Origin of the sequence: Janthinobacterium sp. PLB04, assembly GCF_021165895.1 — a bacterium.
In the GTDB taxonomy this organism is placed as follows: Bacteria; Pseudomonadota; Gammaproteobacteria; order Burkholderiales; family Burkholderiaceae_D; genus Janthinobacterium; species Janthinobacterium lividum.
In genome coordinates this window covers 5,333,495-5,348,382 of sequence record NZ_CP088968.1, presented here as the reverse complement: position 1 = coordinate 5,348,382, position 14,888 = coordinate 5,333,495, and the positions used below count along the sequence as shown (strand labels likewise).

The following is a 14,888-nucleotide window of genomic DNA, read 5'->3' as shown; positions in this document are numbered from 1 at the left end:
TACGCCATGATCAGTCAAACCGACCTCAGCAATACCGCCGCCTATGACGTCAAGGGCATGGATGGCTTGCGCCAGTCCGCCAAGGCGAAGGATCCCGCCGCCCTGAAAGAGGCGGCCACGCAATTCGAAGCCATGTTCATCAACATGATGATGAAAAGCATGCGCGAAGCCACGCCGCAGGACGGCATCATGGATAGCCAGCAAAGCAAGATGTACACCTCGATGCTGGACCAGCAGACGAGCCAGAACCTGGCCAAGCGGGGCACGGGCCTGGCGGACGTGCTGATCCGCCAACTGTCGTCGTCGAACCAGGCGCTGGCCGCCGATGGCGCCGAAGCGCCGTCGCCCCGTTCATCGAGCATGGCGCAGGCGCTGGCCGCCTTCCGCCAGCAGCAGGGCGCCCTGACGGAAGGCGCCGGCAGCGCCGCCGCCAGCGGCAAGACCCTGAGCGACAAGGCCAACGCCACGCAGGCGCCGCACGTGCGCGCCTTCCAGGAAAAACTGGGCGTGCATGCGGAAGAAGCCAGCCGCGCCACCGGCATCCCGGCCAAGTTCATGCTGGGCCAGGCGGCGCTGGAAACCGGCTGGGGCAAGCGCGAAATCATCGCCCGCGACGGCAGCAGCAGCCATAACCTGTTCGGCATCAAGGCATCAAGCGACTGGAAGGGCAAGGTCACGGAAGCCGTCACCACGGAATATGTGAATGGCAAGGCGCAGCGCAAGGTGGAAAAATTCCGCGCCTATGACAGCTACGCGGACAGTTTCAAGGATTATGCACAATTGATTACCAACAACAAACGCTACGAAAAAGTGCTGGCCAGCGCGGGCGACGCCAGCACGTTCGCCCATGGCTTGCAGAAAGCCGGCTATGCGACGGATCCGAATTACGCTGCCAAACTGACAAAGATCATCAAGAATTCGCTGGTCGGCTAAGAACACCTATCAAAACCTACTGCGCGTCGCGATTTGCGGCCTCCGATGCTCACTGTGCATCCGCACAGTTCCGCTTCTCGGCCGCAACTCACATCCGCTCGCTACGGTTTTGTTAGGTGTTATAAGAGACATCCTTTCTCCCTGTGCAAGCCGCGCGCTTCAAGTTTTCGCCGCGGCTGCCGTAAATACATTTGACGGTAACCAATAAGACACCATGACTTCGAATCTACTCAGCATCGGTAAGAGCGGTTTGCTTGCAGCGCAGGTGGGCCTGTCGACGACCGGGCATAACATCACCAATGCCAACGTGGACGGCTACAACCGCCAGGTGGTGCTGCAGCAGACGGCGCAGTTCAATAATGCCGGTTATGGCTTTGTTGGCAATGGTACCGAGGTATCGCAAGTCAAGCGCCAGTACGACGGTTTCATGGCGGCCCAGGTGAATGGCGCGCAGTCGGCCACCAGTTCGCTCGATGCGTATTACACGCAGATCAGCCAGATCGACAATATGCTGGCCGACCCCACGGCCGGGCTGTCGCCGGCGATGGCCGATTTCTTCAAGGGCGTGCAGGATTTCAGCTCGAATCCATCTTCCGTCTCGTCGCGCCAGGCATTGTTGTCGAGCGCAAATTCGCTGACCGCGCGCTTCCAGGGCCTCAGCGCGCGCCTGACGGAAATCGGCGACGGCGTCAATTCGCAGATCACCTCGAACGTCAAGGTGATCAACTCCTACGCCAAGCAGATCGCGGAACTCAATACGGCGATTACCAACCTGACCGTGAATGAAAGCAATCAGCCCAACGATTTGCTGGACCAGCGCGACCAGCTGATCACGGAGCTGAACAAATACGTCAAGGCAACTGTTCAGCCTGGCGCCGGCAACTCGATTACCGTCTCGATCGGCTCGGGCCAGCCGCTGGTGGTGGGCGACAAGAACTTTGAACTGGCCACCACGCCGTCGCCGACGGACCCGAACCGCCTGGACGTGGGCTATGTGACGGGTACTTCCGTCACCAAGCTGTCGGAAAGTTCCCTCAGCGGCGGCGCGCTGGGCGGCTTGCTGGAATTCCGCAGCGGCAGCCTGGACCGCATCCAGAATTCGCTGGGCAAGGTCGCCATCGCGCTGGCCTCCACCTTCAATGAACAGCACAAGCTGGGCCAGGACTTGAATGGCGACATGGGGGCCGATTTCTTCAAGTTGCCCGATCCCGTCATCGGCGCCGACTACCGTAACAACGCGACCAGCACGACCGTGCTGTCGGCCAAGGTCAGCGATCCGACCAAGCTGACGGCCAGCGATTATGCCGTCAAGTATGACGGCGCCAATTATGTGGTGACGCGCCAGAGCGACGGCGCGAAAACGACCATCAACCCCTATCCGCAAACCGTGCCGCAAACCATCGACGGCGTGGATTTCTCGATCTCGGGCGCGGCTGCCGAAGGCGACAATTTCATGGTCAGGCCGACCGCGCACGGCGCTTCCGACCTGGCCGTGGCGATTACCGACCGCAACAAGCTGGCCGCCGGCGCGCCGATCGCCACGGGCGCGCCCGTCAGCAACACGGGTAGCGGCAAGCTCGGCGCAGGTAGCGTGGACAAGGCGTATCTAACGCCGGGCAATGCCTTGACGGGTACCGTCACCTTGACGTATGACAAGGCGACCACTTCGCTGTCGGGTTTCCCCGCGGGCCAGGCCGTGACGGTGAAAGGCTTGAACGGCGCCACCACCACGTACCCGGCCGGCACGGCGAATATCCCGTACACGGAAGGCGACAGCTTCAGCTTTGGCGGCATCAACGTCAACATGACGGGCGCGCCTGCGCAGGGCGATAAATTCACCATCGCGCCGAACTCGGGCGGTGTGGGCGACAACCGCAATGCCTCCCTGCTGGCGGGCTTGCAGACGAAGAACATTCTCGATGGCGGCAAGGCCACGTTCCAGGGTTCGTACGCGGAAACCGTCAGCTATGTCGGCAACAAGACGCGCGAAGTACAGGTCAGCGGCCTGGCCAGTCTTGCGTTGTTGCAACAAACCAGCACGCAGCAGCAGGCCGTTTCCGGCGTCAATCTCGATGAAGAGGCGGCCAACCTGCTGCGCTACCAGCAAGCCTACCAGGCTTGCGGCAAGGTCATGCAGATCGCCAGTACCCTGTTCGACGTGGTCATCGGCCTCGGACGTTAATTATTCAAGCGGCGGCGCATAGCGCCCCGCCGCCATCAGGAAGGGCAGCATCATGCGCATCAGTACCAAAATGATCTATGACGCGGGCAGCACGCAGCTGAACAATCTGCAGGGCGCGTTGAACCGCACCCAGATGCAGCTGTCGGCGAATCGCCGCAACCTGACGCCGGCCGACGACCCGATCGCCTCGGCGCGCGCGCTGGAAGTGACGCAGTCGCAAACGATCAACACGCAATTCGTGACGAACCGCTCGAACGCCAAGAATTTCCTTTCGCAGGAAGAGCTGGCGCTGGCCAGCACCACCTCGCTGATCGCCGACGTGCAAGACCTGGTGCTGAAGGCCGGTAATCCGTCATTGAAGGATATCGACCGCCAGAGCCTGGCCACGGAGCTGAAGGGGCGCTTGACCGACCTGATGGGTATCGCCAACACGTCCGACAACGCGGGTGGCTATCTGTTCGGCGGCTACAAGTCGACTACCCAGCCGTTCAGCCAGACGCCGGGCGGCGCCACCTACGTGGGCGACCAGGGCCAGCGCGAGCTGCAAGTGGGTTCAGCCCGCTATTTGGCCACCAGCGATTCTGGCGCGGCCGTTTTCGAGAACAATTTGACGGGCAACGGCAAGTTCACCACGGCCCCCGATCCAGGCAACTTCACGCGCGGCGGCGCCGGCATCATTTCCGGCGGCACCGTCACCGATCCCACCAAGTTGACGGGACACAAGTACACGATCGACTTCCAGGTGACGGGCACGGGCACGGATGCCAAGACGACCTATACCGTGACGGACGTGACCCTGGGCCAGACCATTCCGAATCCTGCCGTGCCGGTGGCCTATAAATCGGGCGACGCCATCAACTTTGACGGCCAGCAAGTCAATGTCGCGGGCAAGCCGGCCGACCTGGACAAGTTCACCCTGGAGCCCAGCGGCAAGGAATCGATCTTTACCACGATTACCAACCTGATCGGCGCACTGGGCCAGCCGGCCTCGGGCGACGCAGGCCAGGCGCGCCTGACGGCCAGCCTGAACGCGGCGCACGATCTCCTCGACACGGCTTACGACAACGTGCTGTCGGTGCGCGCGGAAGTCGGTTCGCGCCTGAAGGAACTCGATACCCTCGACAGCGCCGGCGACGACCTCGACCTGCAATATGCAAGCACCCTGTCGGGCTTGCAGGATCTGGACATGGTGAAGGCGATTTCCCTGTTCAGCCAGCAGCAGATCACCCTGCAGGCGGCGCAAAAATCGTTCACCTCCATCTCGGGCTTGTCGCTGTTCAATTACATCAGCTAAGCGTCCGCAGCGCAGCAGGACCGGCAAGCCGGGGCAGGGAGGCCATCTCCCGCCCCGGCTTTTTTTGCGTCCGCAAGATGGCTGTCTTGACAAGATATGCAGTCAAACTGTGCAGTCTACCTGTCTATCTGTTATAGTAGGGGCTGTTGATCCACCACACGGCTAGTATGCGCACCCCACAAGAAGACCACGAACAAGTTCTGCAACTGGCCGGCGAATTGCGCATCCTGGTCGGCAAATTGCGCCGCCGCCTGCGCGAAGAGGCGCACCTGGGCGATGTCAGCATGTCGCAGGCATCCGTGCTCAGTCGCCTCGAACGCGACGGTCCGGCCACGGCCAGCAGCCTGGCGCGCGCCGAAGGCATGCGGCCCCAGTCGATGGCCGCCACCGTGCAAGCGTTGACGGAAGCGCAGATGGTGACGGGTTCGCCCGATCCGCTGGATGGCCGGCAAACCATCTTGACCTTGACGGACAGCTGCCGCGCCTGGATCGCGGCCAGCCGTGCCGCGCGCGAAGACTGGCTGGCGCGCACCATTGAAACCCGGCTCACGCCGGACGAAGTCACCGAATTGAACCATGCGGTGGCATTGCTCAAACGCTTGGCGGAGTGATCCGCTGAATTTTTCACCACGACCCCGGCAAGGAGCCCGCACGCCCAGATGAACAACACATTCCGTTCGCTACGCATTCCCAATTACCGTATCTGGGCCGGCGGCGCCCTCGTGTCGAATATCGGCACGTGGATGCAGCGCACGGCGCAGGATTGGCTGGTGCTGAGCGAATTGACGCAGCACAATGCCAGCGCCGTCGGCATCGTCATGGCCTTGCAATTCGGTCCGCAACTGCTGTTGCTGCCGCTCACTGGCATGGCGGCCGACTTGCTAGACCGCAGGAAATTGCTGCTGTGCACGCAGGCGGCCATGGGACTGCTGGCGCTGGGACTCGGGATATTGTGCATCAGTGGACAGGTAGCACTGTGGCACGTGTATGTGTTTGCTTTCCTGCTGGGCTGCGTGACGGCCTTCGATTCGCCCGTGCGCCAGACTTTTGTTGCCGAAATCGTCGGCGAGGAAGATTTGACGAATGCCGTGGCGCTCAATTCCACCTCGTTCAATGCGGCGCGCATGCTGGGCCCGGCGGTCGCCGGCTTGCTCATCAGCAGCGTCGGCAGCGGCTGGGTCTTCATCATCAACGCCGTCTCGTTTGCCGCCGTGATCGGTTCGCTGTTGCTGCTGCGCGTGGAATTGCTGCGCCGCGCGCCGCGCCTGAAGGCCACGCGCGCCAGCCTGGGCGAGGGTTTCCGCTATGTGCGCCAGCGGCCCGACCTGATGGCTATCCTGCTGATGCTGTTCCTGATCGGCACCTTCGGACTGAACTTCCCGATTTTCCTGTCGACCATGTCGGTGACGGCCTTCCATGCGGGCGCCAGCCAGTATGGCGTGCTCAGTTCCGTGATGGCGTGCGGTTCCGTGGCCGGCGCCTTGCTGGCGGCGGGACGTGGCCAGCCCACGCTGGCCTTGCTGCTGGGGGCGGCTGCGCTGTTCGGCCTGGCCTGCGCGCTGGCCGCCGTGATGCCCAATTACTGGCTGTTCGGCATGATGCTGGTGGTTATCGGCATTGCCGCGCAAACCTTTACCACCAGCGTCAACAGCAGTGTGCAACTGTCGACGGCACCCGCCATGCGGGGCCGCGTGATGGCGATACTGCTGGCCATCTCGGCGGGCGGCACGCCGCTGGGCGCGCCCATCGTAGGCTGGGTGGCCGACACCTTCGGCCCGCGCTGGGCGCTGGGCATAGCCGCCCTGTCGGGCCTGGCGGCGGCCCTCGTCGGCGTGCGCTACCTGGTCAGGCATCACCAGTTGCGTTTGAATGTCGACCTGCGGCGCTGGCGCTTCGCGCTCAGCAGCGACCAGCGGTGAGTTAGCGCGCCGGCGCGGCCGGCGCCGGGGGGCGCAAGGGATTCGGTGGCGCGGGCGGCGGTGGCCGGTCGCGCGTGGCAAAGCCGCGCGGCAGCAGGCGCGCCGTTTCTATGCCGCGCAGGAACATGTTCTGGAAGGGCGTGGCCAGGTAGGGCAGGACCATGCCGATCACGAGCAAGCCCACGCCCAGGGTGACGGGGAAGCCGATACCGAAAATGTTCAGCTGCGGCGCGGCCCGTGTCAAGATGCCCAGCGCCACGTTGGTCAGCAGCAAGGCAGCGATGATGGGCAGCGAAATTTGCAGGCCGGAACGGAAGATTTCCCCGCCCCAGGCCGCCAATTGCTGGAAACCGCCGCCGCTGATGGGACTCGATGAGATTGGCAGGCTGACAAAGCTTTCCGCCAGCGCCGCCAGCAAGACCAAGTGGCCGTTGACGGTCAAAAACATCAGGGTGGCCAGCATGACGAGGAACTGGCTGATGGCCGAAGACCTGCCCTTGGTTTGCGGATCGAAGAACGAGGCGAAGCCCAGGCCCATGGTGAGACTGCTGATCTCGCCGGCCATTTCGATGGCGGAAAACACGATGCGGATGGAAAAGCCCATGGCCAGGCCCACCAGCATCTCCTGCGTGAGGATCAGCAAGCCGGGCAAGGACATCGGGTTGACGGCAGGCAAGGCCGGCACGGTGGGGGCGATGATCATGGCCAGCAGCGCGCCCAGGGTCACCTTCACGGTGGCGGGCACGGCCGCGTTGCCGAACAGGGGGGCGGCCGCGATCAGGCCGAGGATGCGGCTAAGCGGCCACAGCAGTGCTGCGATCCAGGTATTGAGTTCGATGCTGGACAGGGTCAGCATAGGAGGATCAGCGATGGCTGCACTAACCCACCAGGTTCGGGATGCCCGTGAAGACCTGGCGCATGTAGTCGAGCATGACGGACAGCATCCAGGGGCCCGCCACGACGATGGCGACGAAAATGCCGACCAGCTTGGGGATGAAGGACAGGGTCGCCTCGTTGATCTGCGTGGCCGCCTGGAAGATACTCACGATCAAGCCGATGATGAGGGCGACCAGCAGCATGGGCGCCGCCACCATCAGGGTGATTTCCATCGCATGGCGGCCCAGGGTCATGACGCTTTCGGGTGTCATCGTATTTCCCCTAGTAAAAACTCTGTGACAGCGAGCCCAGCAGCAACTGCCAGCCATCGACCAGCACGAACAGCATCAGCTTGAACGGCAGCGAGATCGTGGCCGGCGACATCATCATCATACCCATCGACATCAGCACGCTGGCGACCACCATGTCGATGATCAGGAACGGGATGAAGATGGCAAAGCCGATCTGGAACGCCGTCTTCAGTTCGCTGGTGACGAAGGCCGGCACGAGGATGCGCAGCGGCACGTCTTCCGGACCTTGCAGGGCCGGCGAGCGGGACATCTTGGCGAACAGGGCCAGGTCGGCCTGGCGCGTCTGCTTGAGCATGAAGGTTTTCAGGGGATCGACGCCCTTGTCCATCGCCTGCTGCATGGTGATCTTGTTTTCCTGATAGGGCTGGTACGCATCCGTATAAATCTTGTCGAACACGGGACCCATGACGAACAGGGTCAAAAACAGGGCCAGGCCCACCAGCACCTGGTTCGGCGGCGCCGATTGCGTGCCGATGGCCTGGCGCAGCAGGGACAGCACGATGATGATGCGCGTAAAGCAGGTCATCATCAGCAAGGCCGCGGGCAGGAAGGTGAGCGACGTCATCAGGATGAGCGTCTGCACCGGCAGCGAGTAATTCTGGCCGCCGCCCGGCGCCGGCGTGCTGTTGAAGGCCGGGATGCCCGGCTGGGCCATGGCCCATAGCGGCAAGGCCAGGGCGGCTGCCGCCAGCAGCCAGGTCAGAGGAGTCTTCAAGGTGGACCACGCCATCTGCTGCTTATTTCCCATTGCGTTTTTCGATGGTCTGTTTCAGCCACTCGGAAAAATTGGCGGCCGCGGGGCCGTTTTGCGCCGTGGCCAGTTGCGGCAGATCGCCTTCCTGGCGCGGCATGGTGGCCAGCGCGTTGATCCTGCCGGGCGAGGCGCCGACGACGATCCACTGGTCGGCCACTTCGACGAGGACGATGCGTTCGCGTCCGCCCAGGTTGAGCGAACTGACGACGCGCATCTTGTTGTTGCCGCCCATGACCTTGGGGCCATAGCGCTTCATGAACCAGGCAAGGCCGATCAGGAGGGCCAGCACGAACATCAGCGCCAGGATGGTTTGCAGCAGACTGCCGGCCGAGCTGGTCGGCGCCATCGTCATCGGTGCGCCGGGTGGCATGGCGGGCAGGACGGCGGCAGGCGCGGAGGCCGGCACCGCTGTGGCGGCTGGCGGCGTCTCGCTTGCCACCGCGACGGAAGCGCTGGCGGTGCTGGCCGCCGGTGCCGAGGCCGCTGCCGGTTCAGCTTGGGCAATGCTGCATGCGGCCAGGAGCGGCAGCACGGTGGAAATCAACAGGCCAGGCTTCATTTATTGAGTTTTCGGATGCGTTCGGAAGGCGTGATGATGTCGGTCAGGCGGATACCGAACTTGTCATTCACCACCACCACTTCGCCTTGGGCGATCAGGCAGCCGTTCACCAGCACGTCCATCGGTTCGCCGGCCAGGCCGTCGAGCTCGACCACGGAACCCTGTGCCAGCTGCAGCAGGTTCTTGATGGCGATCTTGGTGCGGCCCAGTTCGACCGTCAGTTGCACGGGGATATCGAGGATGAAATCGATATCGTTGTGCGTTTCCGACTTTGATGCCTGCTTGGAAAAGTCCTTGAACACGGCGGCGCTGGCTGCGCTGGCCGTATTGGCGGCCTGGTTCTGCAGCGCTTCGGCTTCCGCCTTGGCCTGCTCGGCAATGGCCGCGCCCCAATCGTCTTCCGCGCTTTGGTCGTCTTGGTTGTCAGACATGTGTTTCTCCTGTTGTACTGATGCGGACCGCAGCGGCCCGGGTATTTTATTTAGTGGTTATTCATGTTATCGGCATTGGCGAGGAGTTTCTCCACCTTCAATGCATATTGTCCGTTCAACACGCCGTAGGTGCAATCCATCACGGGCACGCCGTCGACGGTGGCGGCGATCAGTTCGGGAATATTCAGGGGGATGATGTCGCCCACCTTCATGTTCAGGATTTCGTCGAACGACACGCGCGCCGTGCCCAGCGAGGCCACCAGCTCGACTTCGGCGATCTGGATCTGCTGCGTCATCAGGCGGATCCAGCGCTTGTCCACTTCCAGCGCCTCGCCCTGCAGGCTCGAGGTCAGCGAATCGCGGATCGGCTCGATCATCGAATACGGCATGCAGAAGTGGATTTGTCCGGAAACGGAGCCCAATTCCACCGTAAACGTGGACGCCACCACCACCTCGTTCGGCGTGGCGATGTTGGCGAACTGCGTGTTCATTTCTGAACGGATATATTCGAACTCGACGGGGAAGACCGGCTCCCACGACTTGGTATAGGCTTCGAAGACGATGTCGAGGATGCGCAGGATGATGCGCTGCTCCGTCTGCGTAAAGTCGCGCCCTTCGACGCGCGTATGGAAACGTCCGTCGCCGCCGAACAGGTTGTCGACCAGCAGGAAGACCAGGCCCGGATCGAAGACCATCAGGGCCGTGCCGCGCAGCGGCTTCATGTGCACCAAATTCAGATTGGTCGGCACCACCAGATTACGGATGAACTCACTGTATTTCGAGACGCGCACGGAACCGACCGACACTTCGGCGCTGCGGCGCAGGAAGTTGAACAGGCCCACGCGCAGCAGCCGGGCGAAACGCTCGTTGATAATTTCCAACGTTGGCATCCGGCCGCGCACGATGCGCTCCTGGGTTGCCAGGTTGTAGGTACGAACTCCCGTGACATCTTCCGGCGCCTGCGCGTCGTCCTGGTCTCCGTTGACGCCCTTCAGAAGGGCATCGACTTCTTCCTGGGAGAGGAAATTATCGGCCATGGCTGCTTATTGAATGATGAATGCGGTAAATAATACGTCCGTCACGTCCTGCTCCGGCCCTTTGTCCTCGAACGGCTGGTTCACCTGATTGATGATTTCGGCCGCCAACTGCTGCTTGCCTTCCACGGTATTGAGTTCGGATGCCTTCTTGCCGGACAGCAGCAGCAGCAGGCGGCTGCGCACCTTCGGCATGTTCAGCTTGATGGAATCCATTTCTTCCGGACTGCTCACCTGCAGGGTAAACGCGATCTGCAGGTATTGTTCGCCATTTTCCGGCTGCAAGTTGACGGTGAAGGCATCGACGGGCACGAAGACGGGCGGACCTGCCTTGGACGCGGCATGTTTTTTCTTGCTGGGCGCCGATTCTTCTTTATCGGCCTTGCCATGCAGGAAGTACCAGGCGGCACCGCCACCGATGCCGCCAGCCACCAGCACCGAGGCCAGCACGATGATCAGAAGCTTTTTTTTCGAGGCGCCGGCGGGAGCCAGGCCTGCATCTGCTTTCGGATCTGCTTTCATTTTTGGATTTGCTTTCAATGGTACTCGAGTGCATGGAAGTGGATCACGACGCCATTATGTCATTATCGGCAAATTCTGCGCAGAAGGATGCAGTGAAAAGAGGGCGGAAGCGCCCTCAACTCGCTGTTTTTAGACGAAAAGTTACGCTGTGGGGCACGCCTGTGGCCCGAGGACGACGAATTATCCTCAGGCAAAGGTATCCACTGCACTCAGGCTGGGCCGGCTGCGTGTGCCGGTGGCCGGCGCGATGGCGATCTCGCCACCGGAGACGCCGCCACCCTGGCCATTGCCACGGCGTCCGCCAGATGCTTCCCGGTTACCCTGGTCCTGCTGTTCCGGCGTGCCGGCCGAGACCGTGGCGCTGCCAAAGGCGATGCCCGCTTCGCTCATCATTTCGCGCAGGCGCGGCATGGCCGCTTCGAGCGCCTGGCGCACTTCCGGCTGGGCCGACATGAAGGCGGCATCGGCCTGGTCATTGGTGACCGTCAGTACCACTTGCACGGGGCCCAAGTCGGGCGGATTCAGGGTCAGGGTGGCGCTCTGGTCGCCGCCGGCCGCCATCCACACGACTTTCTGTCCCAGTTGCTGGTCCCAGGCCGGCGTGCCGACCCGGCCCGCCAGCTTGTCGCTCGGCACGGCCACAGCGGCCGCGGCCTGCTGCAGCGCGCCCGGCTGCAACTGGGCCGCCAGGCGGCTCAGGTCGGCAGGTGTTTCCTTGATGATCGGCTCGGCCATGGCGGCGCCAGCCTTGGCAGTGGCTGCCAGTTGCGCGTCGATGGCCAGCTTGCCAGGTTCGGCCTTGCCGGCCAGCACGCTGGCGCCTGGCGCGGCGGCCGTCTTGCCCTGAGCCTGGAGCAGGCTGTCGGCAAAGTCGCCGCTGTCGGCTTGCGCGATGACGGTGGCGGCGGCCTTGCCGCTGCCCTGGCCGGCTGCCAGCAAGGGCCCTGTTGCCAGGTTCTTGCCCTCGGCCTTGACGCTGGCGCGGGCCGGCAGTTCCGGCACGGCCTTGGCCGCTGGCGGCTGGATGGCCAACTGGATGCTGCCCACCAGGGCCAGCATCTCGGCGGCCGGATCGGCTGGCGGCGTGACTGTTGCGGCGGGGGCGGCAGGCACGCTGGCCTCGGCCGTGGCGCTGTCGTGTGTCGCCGCCTCGCTCGATTGCGCGGGCGGCTGTTCGCTGCTGGCCGCCTGTTCCGTGTCTGCCTGCGCCGGCTTCGCTTCGGTCGCTGGCGCCTGGGCGGGTGCTGGCGTGGCAGCAGGACGGGCCGTCGGCGCAGGTGCTTGTACTTGCGCTTGCGCCATATTGCGGCTGGCCTGGCGTTGCTCGATCTGGCGGTTCAGGGTGCGCTGGAAGTCGCCGGCCGTGCCGCTGGTGGCTGGCTGGCTGCGGTTGGCGGCGCCCGGCGTGGCATTCGGCGAGACTATCTGGGAAATCGGGGTTGGCTGGGTTTGCATGATGCTGCCTCAGTGTTGCTTAGCGTTTGTAATAGGCTTGTCGCGCCGCGTGCTCATCCATTGCTTTCTGGTCGCGCTTGTTTTCCAGCTTCAGCGCCTGTTCCTGCGCCCGGTTGTTCAGGGTGGTGTACGACATGCGCTTGCGTTCGGCCAGCTGCCAGCGCATCTTTTCATTGTCGCTGCGCGCCTGTGCATGCTCGACTACTTGCTGCTGGCCCAGGATGGCGCTGTCGAGCTTGACCATGAAGGCCTGGAAGTTGCGGTAAGCCATGGGCGTGATACCGCTGCTCATGCTGGCCTCGAAGCGCTTGGCATAGTCGTCGCGGTAGCCGGACAGCATGTCGAGCTTTTCACGGCAATCGTCGAGCGCTTTCAGGGCCGCGCCCAGGCGCTTTGCACAGTCGTCCGTTTCGCGCTGGGCAAGGTCGATCAGGGTTGCAAGTTGGGAAGGAGAAGCCATGACTGATTATATTCCCGCTATGCAAGCCCTAATCACTCGAATAGAGCGGTAAGTTGCCCCAAGCTCTCGTCCATGCTGACCCGCTCCGTGATTTGCTGTTGTAAAAACGCTTCAATCTTTTCATGCAGGGCGATGGCCTGGTCCAGCACGGGATCCGTGCCGGCGCTGTAGGCGCCCACGCTGATCAGGTCGCGGCTGCGTTCATAGCGCGAATACAGCTGTTTCAGCTTGCGCGCCTGCTGCTGGTGCTCGTGCGTGGTGATCGAATGGGCCGCACGCGAAATCGATTGCTCGATGTCGATGGCCGGATAGTGTCCCGCTTCGGCCAGGCGGCGGTTCAGCACGATGTGGCCATCGAGAATCGCGCGCGCCGAGTCGGCGATCGGGTCCTGCTGGTCGTCGCCCTCGGTCAGCACGGTGTAGAAGGCCGTGATCGAGCCGCCGCCTTCCTCGCCATTGCCGGCCCGCTCCACCAGCACGGGCAGCTTGGCGAAGACGGACGGCGGATAGCCCTTGGTGGCAGGCGGCTCGCCGATGGCCAGGGCGATTTCGCGCTGGGCCATGGCGTAGCGGGTCAGCGAATCCATGATCAACAGCACGTTTTGCCCCTGGTCGCGGAAATACTCGGCAATCGCCGTCGCATACGCGGCCCCTTGCAGGCGCATCAGCGGCGGCGTGTCGGCCGGCGCGGCCACGACGACGGAGCGGGCCAGGCCTTCGGCGCCGAGAATCTGCTCGATGAATTCCTTGACTTCGCGTCCCCGTTCGCCGATCAGGCCGACGACGATCACGTCCGCTTCCGTGTAGCGGGCCATCATGCCCAGCAGCACGCTTTTACCCACGCCAGAACCGGCAAACAGGCCCATGCGCTGGCCCCGGCCCACGGTCAGCATGGCATTGATCGAGCGCACGCCCACGTCGAGCGTGTCGACGATGGGCGCGCGGCCCAGGGGATTGGCGGGGCGCACGTTGATGGGGGCGCTGTCGGTCGTGTGCAGCGGACCCAGCTGGTCGAGCGGACGGCCCGCGCCATCGAGCACGCGGCCCAGCAGTTGCGGACCCACGGGCAGGTGGCGCGCGCGGTCGCTGGGACGGCGGCGCGGGTGCGCCACGCTGCCGGGGCGGGGAATGGCCGGTTCGACGGAAAACACGCGCGTGCCGGGCACGATGCCTTCGACGTCGCTTTGCGGCATCAAGAACAGGCGTTCGCCTTCAAACCCCACCACTTCCGCCTCGACCCGGCCGCCATTCGGCAGCGGCACGGTGCAGGCGGCGCCGACGGCCAGGCGCAGGCCCACGGCTTCCATCACCAGGCCGGCCACGCGCGTCACCCGGCCTGAAATTTGCATCGGTTCGACAAAACCGACCACGGCCGAACAGTCGCTCAGGTAGGCGCGCCAGCGCGCCGCATGGGCGGTGGGGCCTTTGACGGGCTCGCTCACGGCGCCAGCCAGTCCAGGTCTTTGCCCAGCGCATGCGTCAGGCGGTGCCAGCGGGTGGACGTCTGCGCGTCGATCTGGTTGCTGGCCGTGTCGATCTTGCAACCGCCGCGTTCCACGCTGGGGTCTTCGATGACGCGCCAGCCACCCTTGTCGAGTTCGTCTCCGATGCCGTCGCGCACGACTTGCGCGTCTTCCGGGTTGAGCATCAGCAAGGCAGGTTGTTGTAGCACAGGCAAGTATTCGATGGCTTCGCGCACCACGGGCAGCATCAGTTCGGGACGCACAGGCAAGGCCGTCTTCAGCATGCCCTTGGCCAACTGCAGGGCCAGTTCCATCACGTCATTGGCGATCAGTTCGTCGGCCTGGTGCACGGCCGTGCCGAAGTCGACGGCGATGGTTTGCAGATGCGCCAGCTCGATGGCGGAAGCCGCCTTGCCTTCCGCATACGATTGCGCGTGCCCATCGGCATGTCCGGCCGCATGGCCTTCCGCATAGCCGGCCGCGCGGCCTTCGTCGAAGGCCGTGGCGCGCGCCTCCTCGCGGATGGCGTCGAGTTCTTCCTGCGTCGGATATTCGAGCGGCGGAGCCGGTTCTTCCTCGTGCAGCTCGGCAAATGGGTCGAACTCGGGCTCGGGGTCCGGTTCGAGCAGCTTGCGCGCCGCCACCACGCTGGGACGCTCGTCGCCAAACGAGGTCATTTCCCAGCGCTGGTAGGC

The 14,888-nt window shown here is 63.5% G+C and carries 16 protein-coding genes; 5 read left to right on the top strand and 11 right to left on the bottom strand.

Annotated elements, in window-relative coordinates:
* Positions 1 to 6 precede the first annotated feature (6 nt).
* The 5 genes from flgJ (at position 7) to LSO07_RS23585 (ending at position 6,328) form a co-directional block, all read left to right on the top strand.
* Positions 7 to 933: a flagellar assembly peptidoglycan hydrolase FlgJ gene (gene flgJ / locus LSO07_RS23605; protein WP_070253729.1), complete on the top strand. Its 927-nt coding sequence runs from the start codon at positions 7 to 9 to the stop codon at positions 931 to 933.
* A 214-nt stretch (positions 934 to 1,147) separates the two neighbouring features.
* Positions 1,148 to 3,115 (top strand): flagellar hook-associated protein FlgK, encoded by a 1,968-nt coding sequence (gene flgK / locus LSO07_RS23600; RefSeq protein WP_151096711.1) that lies wholly within the window; start codon positions 1,148 to 1,150, stop codon positions 3,113 to 3,115.
* Between the two features lie 52 nt (positions 3,116 to 3,167).
* On the top strand, positions 3,168 to 4,409 hold the full coding sequence (flgL, locus tag LSO07_RS23595) for a flagellar hook-associated protein FlgL (RefSeq protein ID WP_191909756.1): 1,242 nt from the start codon (positions 3,168 to 3,170) through the stop codon (positions 4,407 to 4,409).
* A gap of 167 nt (positions 4,410 to 4,576) precedes the next feature.
* Entirely contained in the window at positions 4,577 to 5,020 is a 444-nt protein-coding gene (locus LSO07_RS23590; protein ID WP_151096710.1) for a MarR family winged helix-turn-helix transcriptional regulator, read from the top strand.
* A gap of 48 nt (positions 5,021 to 5,068) precedes the next feature.
* A complete protein-coding gene (locus tag LSO07_RS23585; protein WP_151096708.1) occupies positions 5,069 to 6,328 on the top strand; it encodes an MFS transporter in 1,260 nt (419 codons plus the stop codon).
* Between the two features lies 1 nt (position 6,329).
* On the opposite strand, the gene fliR is transcribed toward LSO07_RS23585, so the two are convergent.
* From fliR to LSO07_RS23530, 11 genes are all read right to left on the bottom strand, one after another.
* A complete protein-coding gene (fliR, locus tag LSO07_RS23580) occupies positions 6,330 to 7,184 on the bottom strand; it encodes a flagellar biosynthetic protein FliR (RefSeq protein WP_034787136.1) in 855 nt (284 codons plus the stop codon).
* A gap of 22 nt (positions 7,185 to 7,206) precedes the next feature.
* Entirely contained in the window at positions 7,207 to 7,476 is a 270-nt protein-coding gene (fliQ, locus tag LSO07_RS23575; RefSeq protein WP_034754044.1) for a flagellar biosynthesis protein FliQ, read from the bottom strand.
* A gap of 10 nt (positions 7,477 to 7,486) precedes the next feature.
* Positions 7,487 to 8,245: a flagellar type III secretion system pore protein FliP gene (gene fliP, locus LSO07_RS23570; protein ID WP_370385431.1), complete on the bottom strand. Its 759-nt coding sequence runs from the start codon at positions 8,243 to 8,245 to the stop codon at positions 7,487 to 7,489.
* Between the two features lie 7 nt (positions 8,246 to 8,252).
* Positions 8,253 to 8,828 (bottom strand): flagellar biosynthetic protein FliO, encoded by a 576-nt coding sequence (fliO, locus tag LSO07_RS23565; protein ID WP_151096707.1) that lies wholly within the window; start codon positions 8,826 to 8,828, stop codon positions 8,253 to 8,255.
* Positions 8,825 to 9,259, bottom strand: a complete 435-nt coding sequence (gene fliN / locus LSO07_RS23560; RefSeq protein ID WP_034754038.1) for a flagellar motor switch protein FliN — start codon at positions 9,257 to 9,259, stop codon at positions 8,825 to 8,827. Before fliN ends, fliO begins: the two co-directional genes overlap by 4 nt.
* Before the next feature lie 50 nt (positions 9,260 to 9,309).
* Positions 9,310 to 10,296 carry a flagellar motor switch protein FliM gene (fliM, locus tag LSO07_RS23555; protein ID WP_034754035.1) on the bottom strand — a complete coding sequence of 329 codons (987 nt, stop codon included), beginning with the start codon at positions 10,294 to 10,296 and terminating at the stop codon, positions 9,310 to 9,312.
* A gap of 6 nt (positions 10,297 to 10,302) precedes the next feature.
* Positions 10,303 to 10,815: a flagellar basal body-associated protein FliL gene (gene fliL / locus LSO07_RS23550; protein WP_070259366.1), complete on the bottom strand. Its 513-nt coding sequence runs from the start codon at positions 10,813 to 10,815 to the stop codon at positions 10,303 to 10,305.
* 186 nt (positions 10,816 to 11,001) lie between these two features.
* On the bottom strand, positions 11,002 to 12,270 hold the full coding sequence (locus LSO07_RS23545; protein WP_225317404.1) for a flagellar hook-length control protein FliK: 1,269 nt from the start codon (positions 12,268 to 12,270) through the stop codon (positions 11,002 to 11,004).
* Between the two features lie 19 nt (positions 12,271 to 12,289).
* Entirely contained in the window at positions 12,290 to 12,730 is a 441-nt protein-coding gene (fliJ, locus tag LSO07_RS23540; protein ID WP_070259362.1) for a flagellar export protein FliJ, read from the bottom strand.
* Positions 12,731 to 12,762: 32 nt separating this feature from the next.
* Positions 12,763 to 14,079 (bottom strand): flagellar protein export ATPase FliI, encoded by a 1,317-nt coding sequence (fliI, locus tag LSO07_RS23535; protein WP_225317475.1) that lies wholly within the window; start codon positions 14,077 to 14,079, stop codon positions 12,763 to 12,765.
* Positions 14,080 to 14,168: 89 nt separating this feature from the next.
* Positions 14,169 to 14,870: a flagellar assembly protein FliH gene (locus tag LSO07_RS23530; protein ID WP_052140559.1), complete on the bottom strand. Its 702-nt coding sequence runs from the start codon at positions 14,868 to 14,870 to the stop codon at positions 14,169 to 14,171.
* Positions 14,871 to 14,888: the final 18 nt, after the last annotated feature.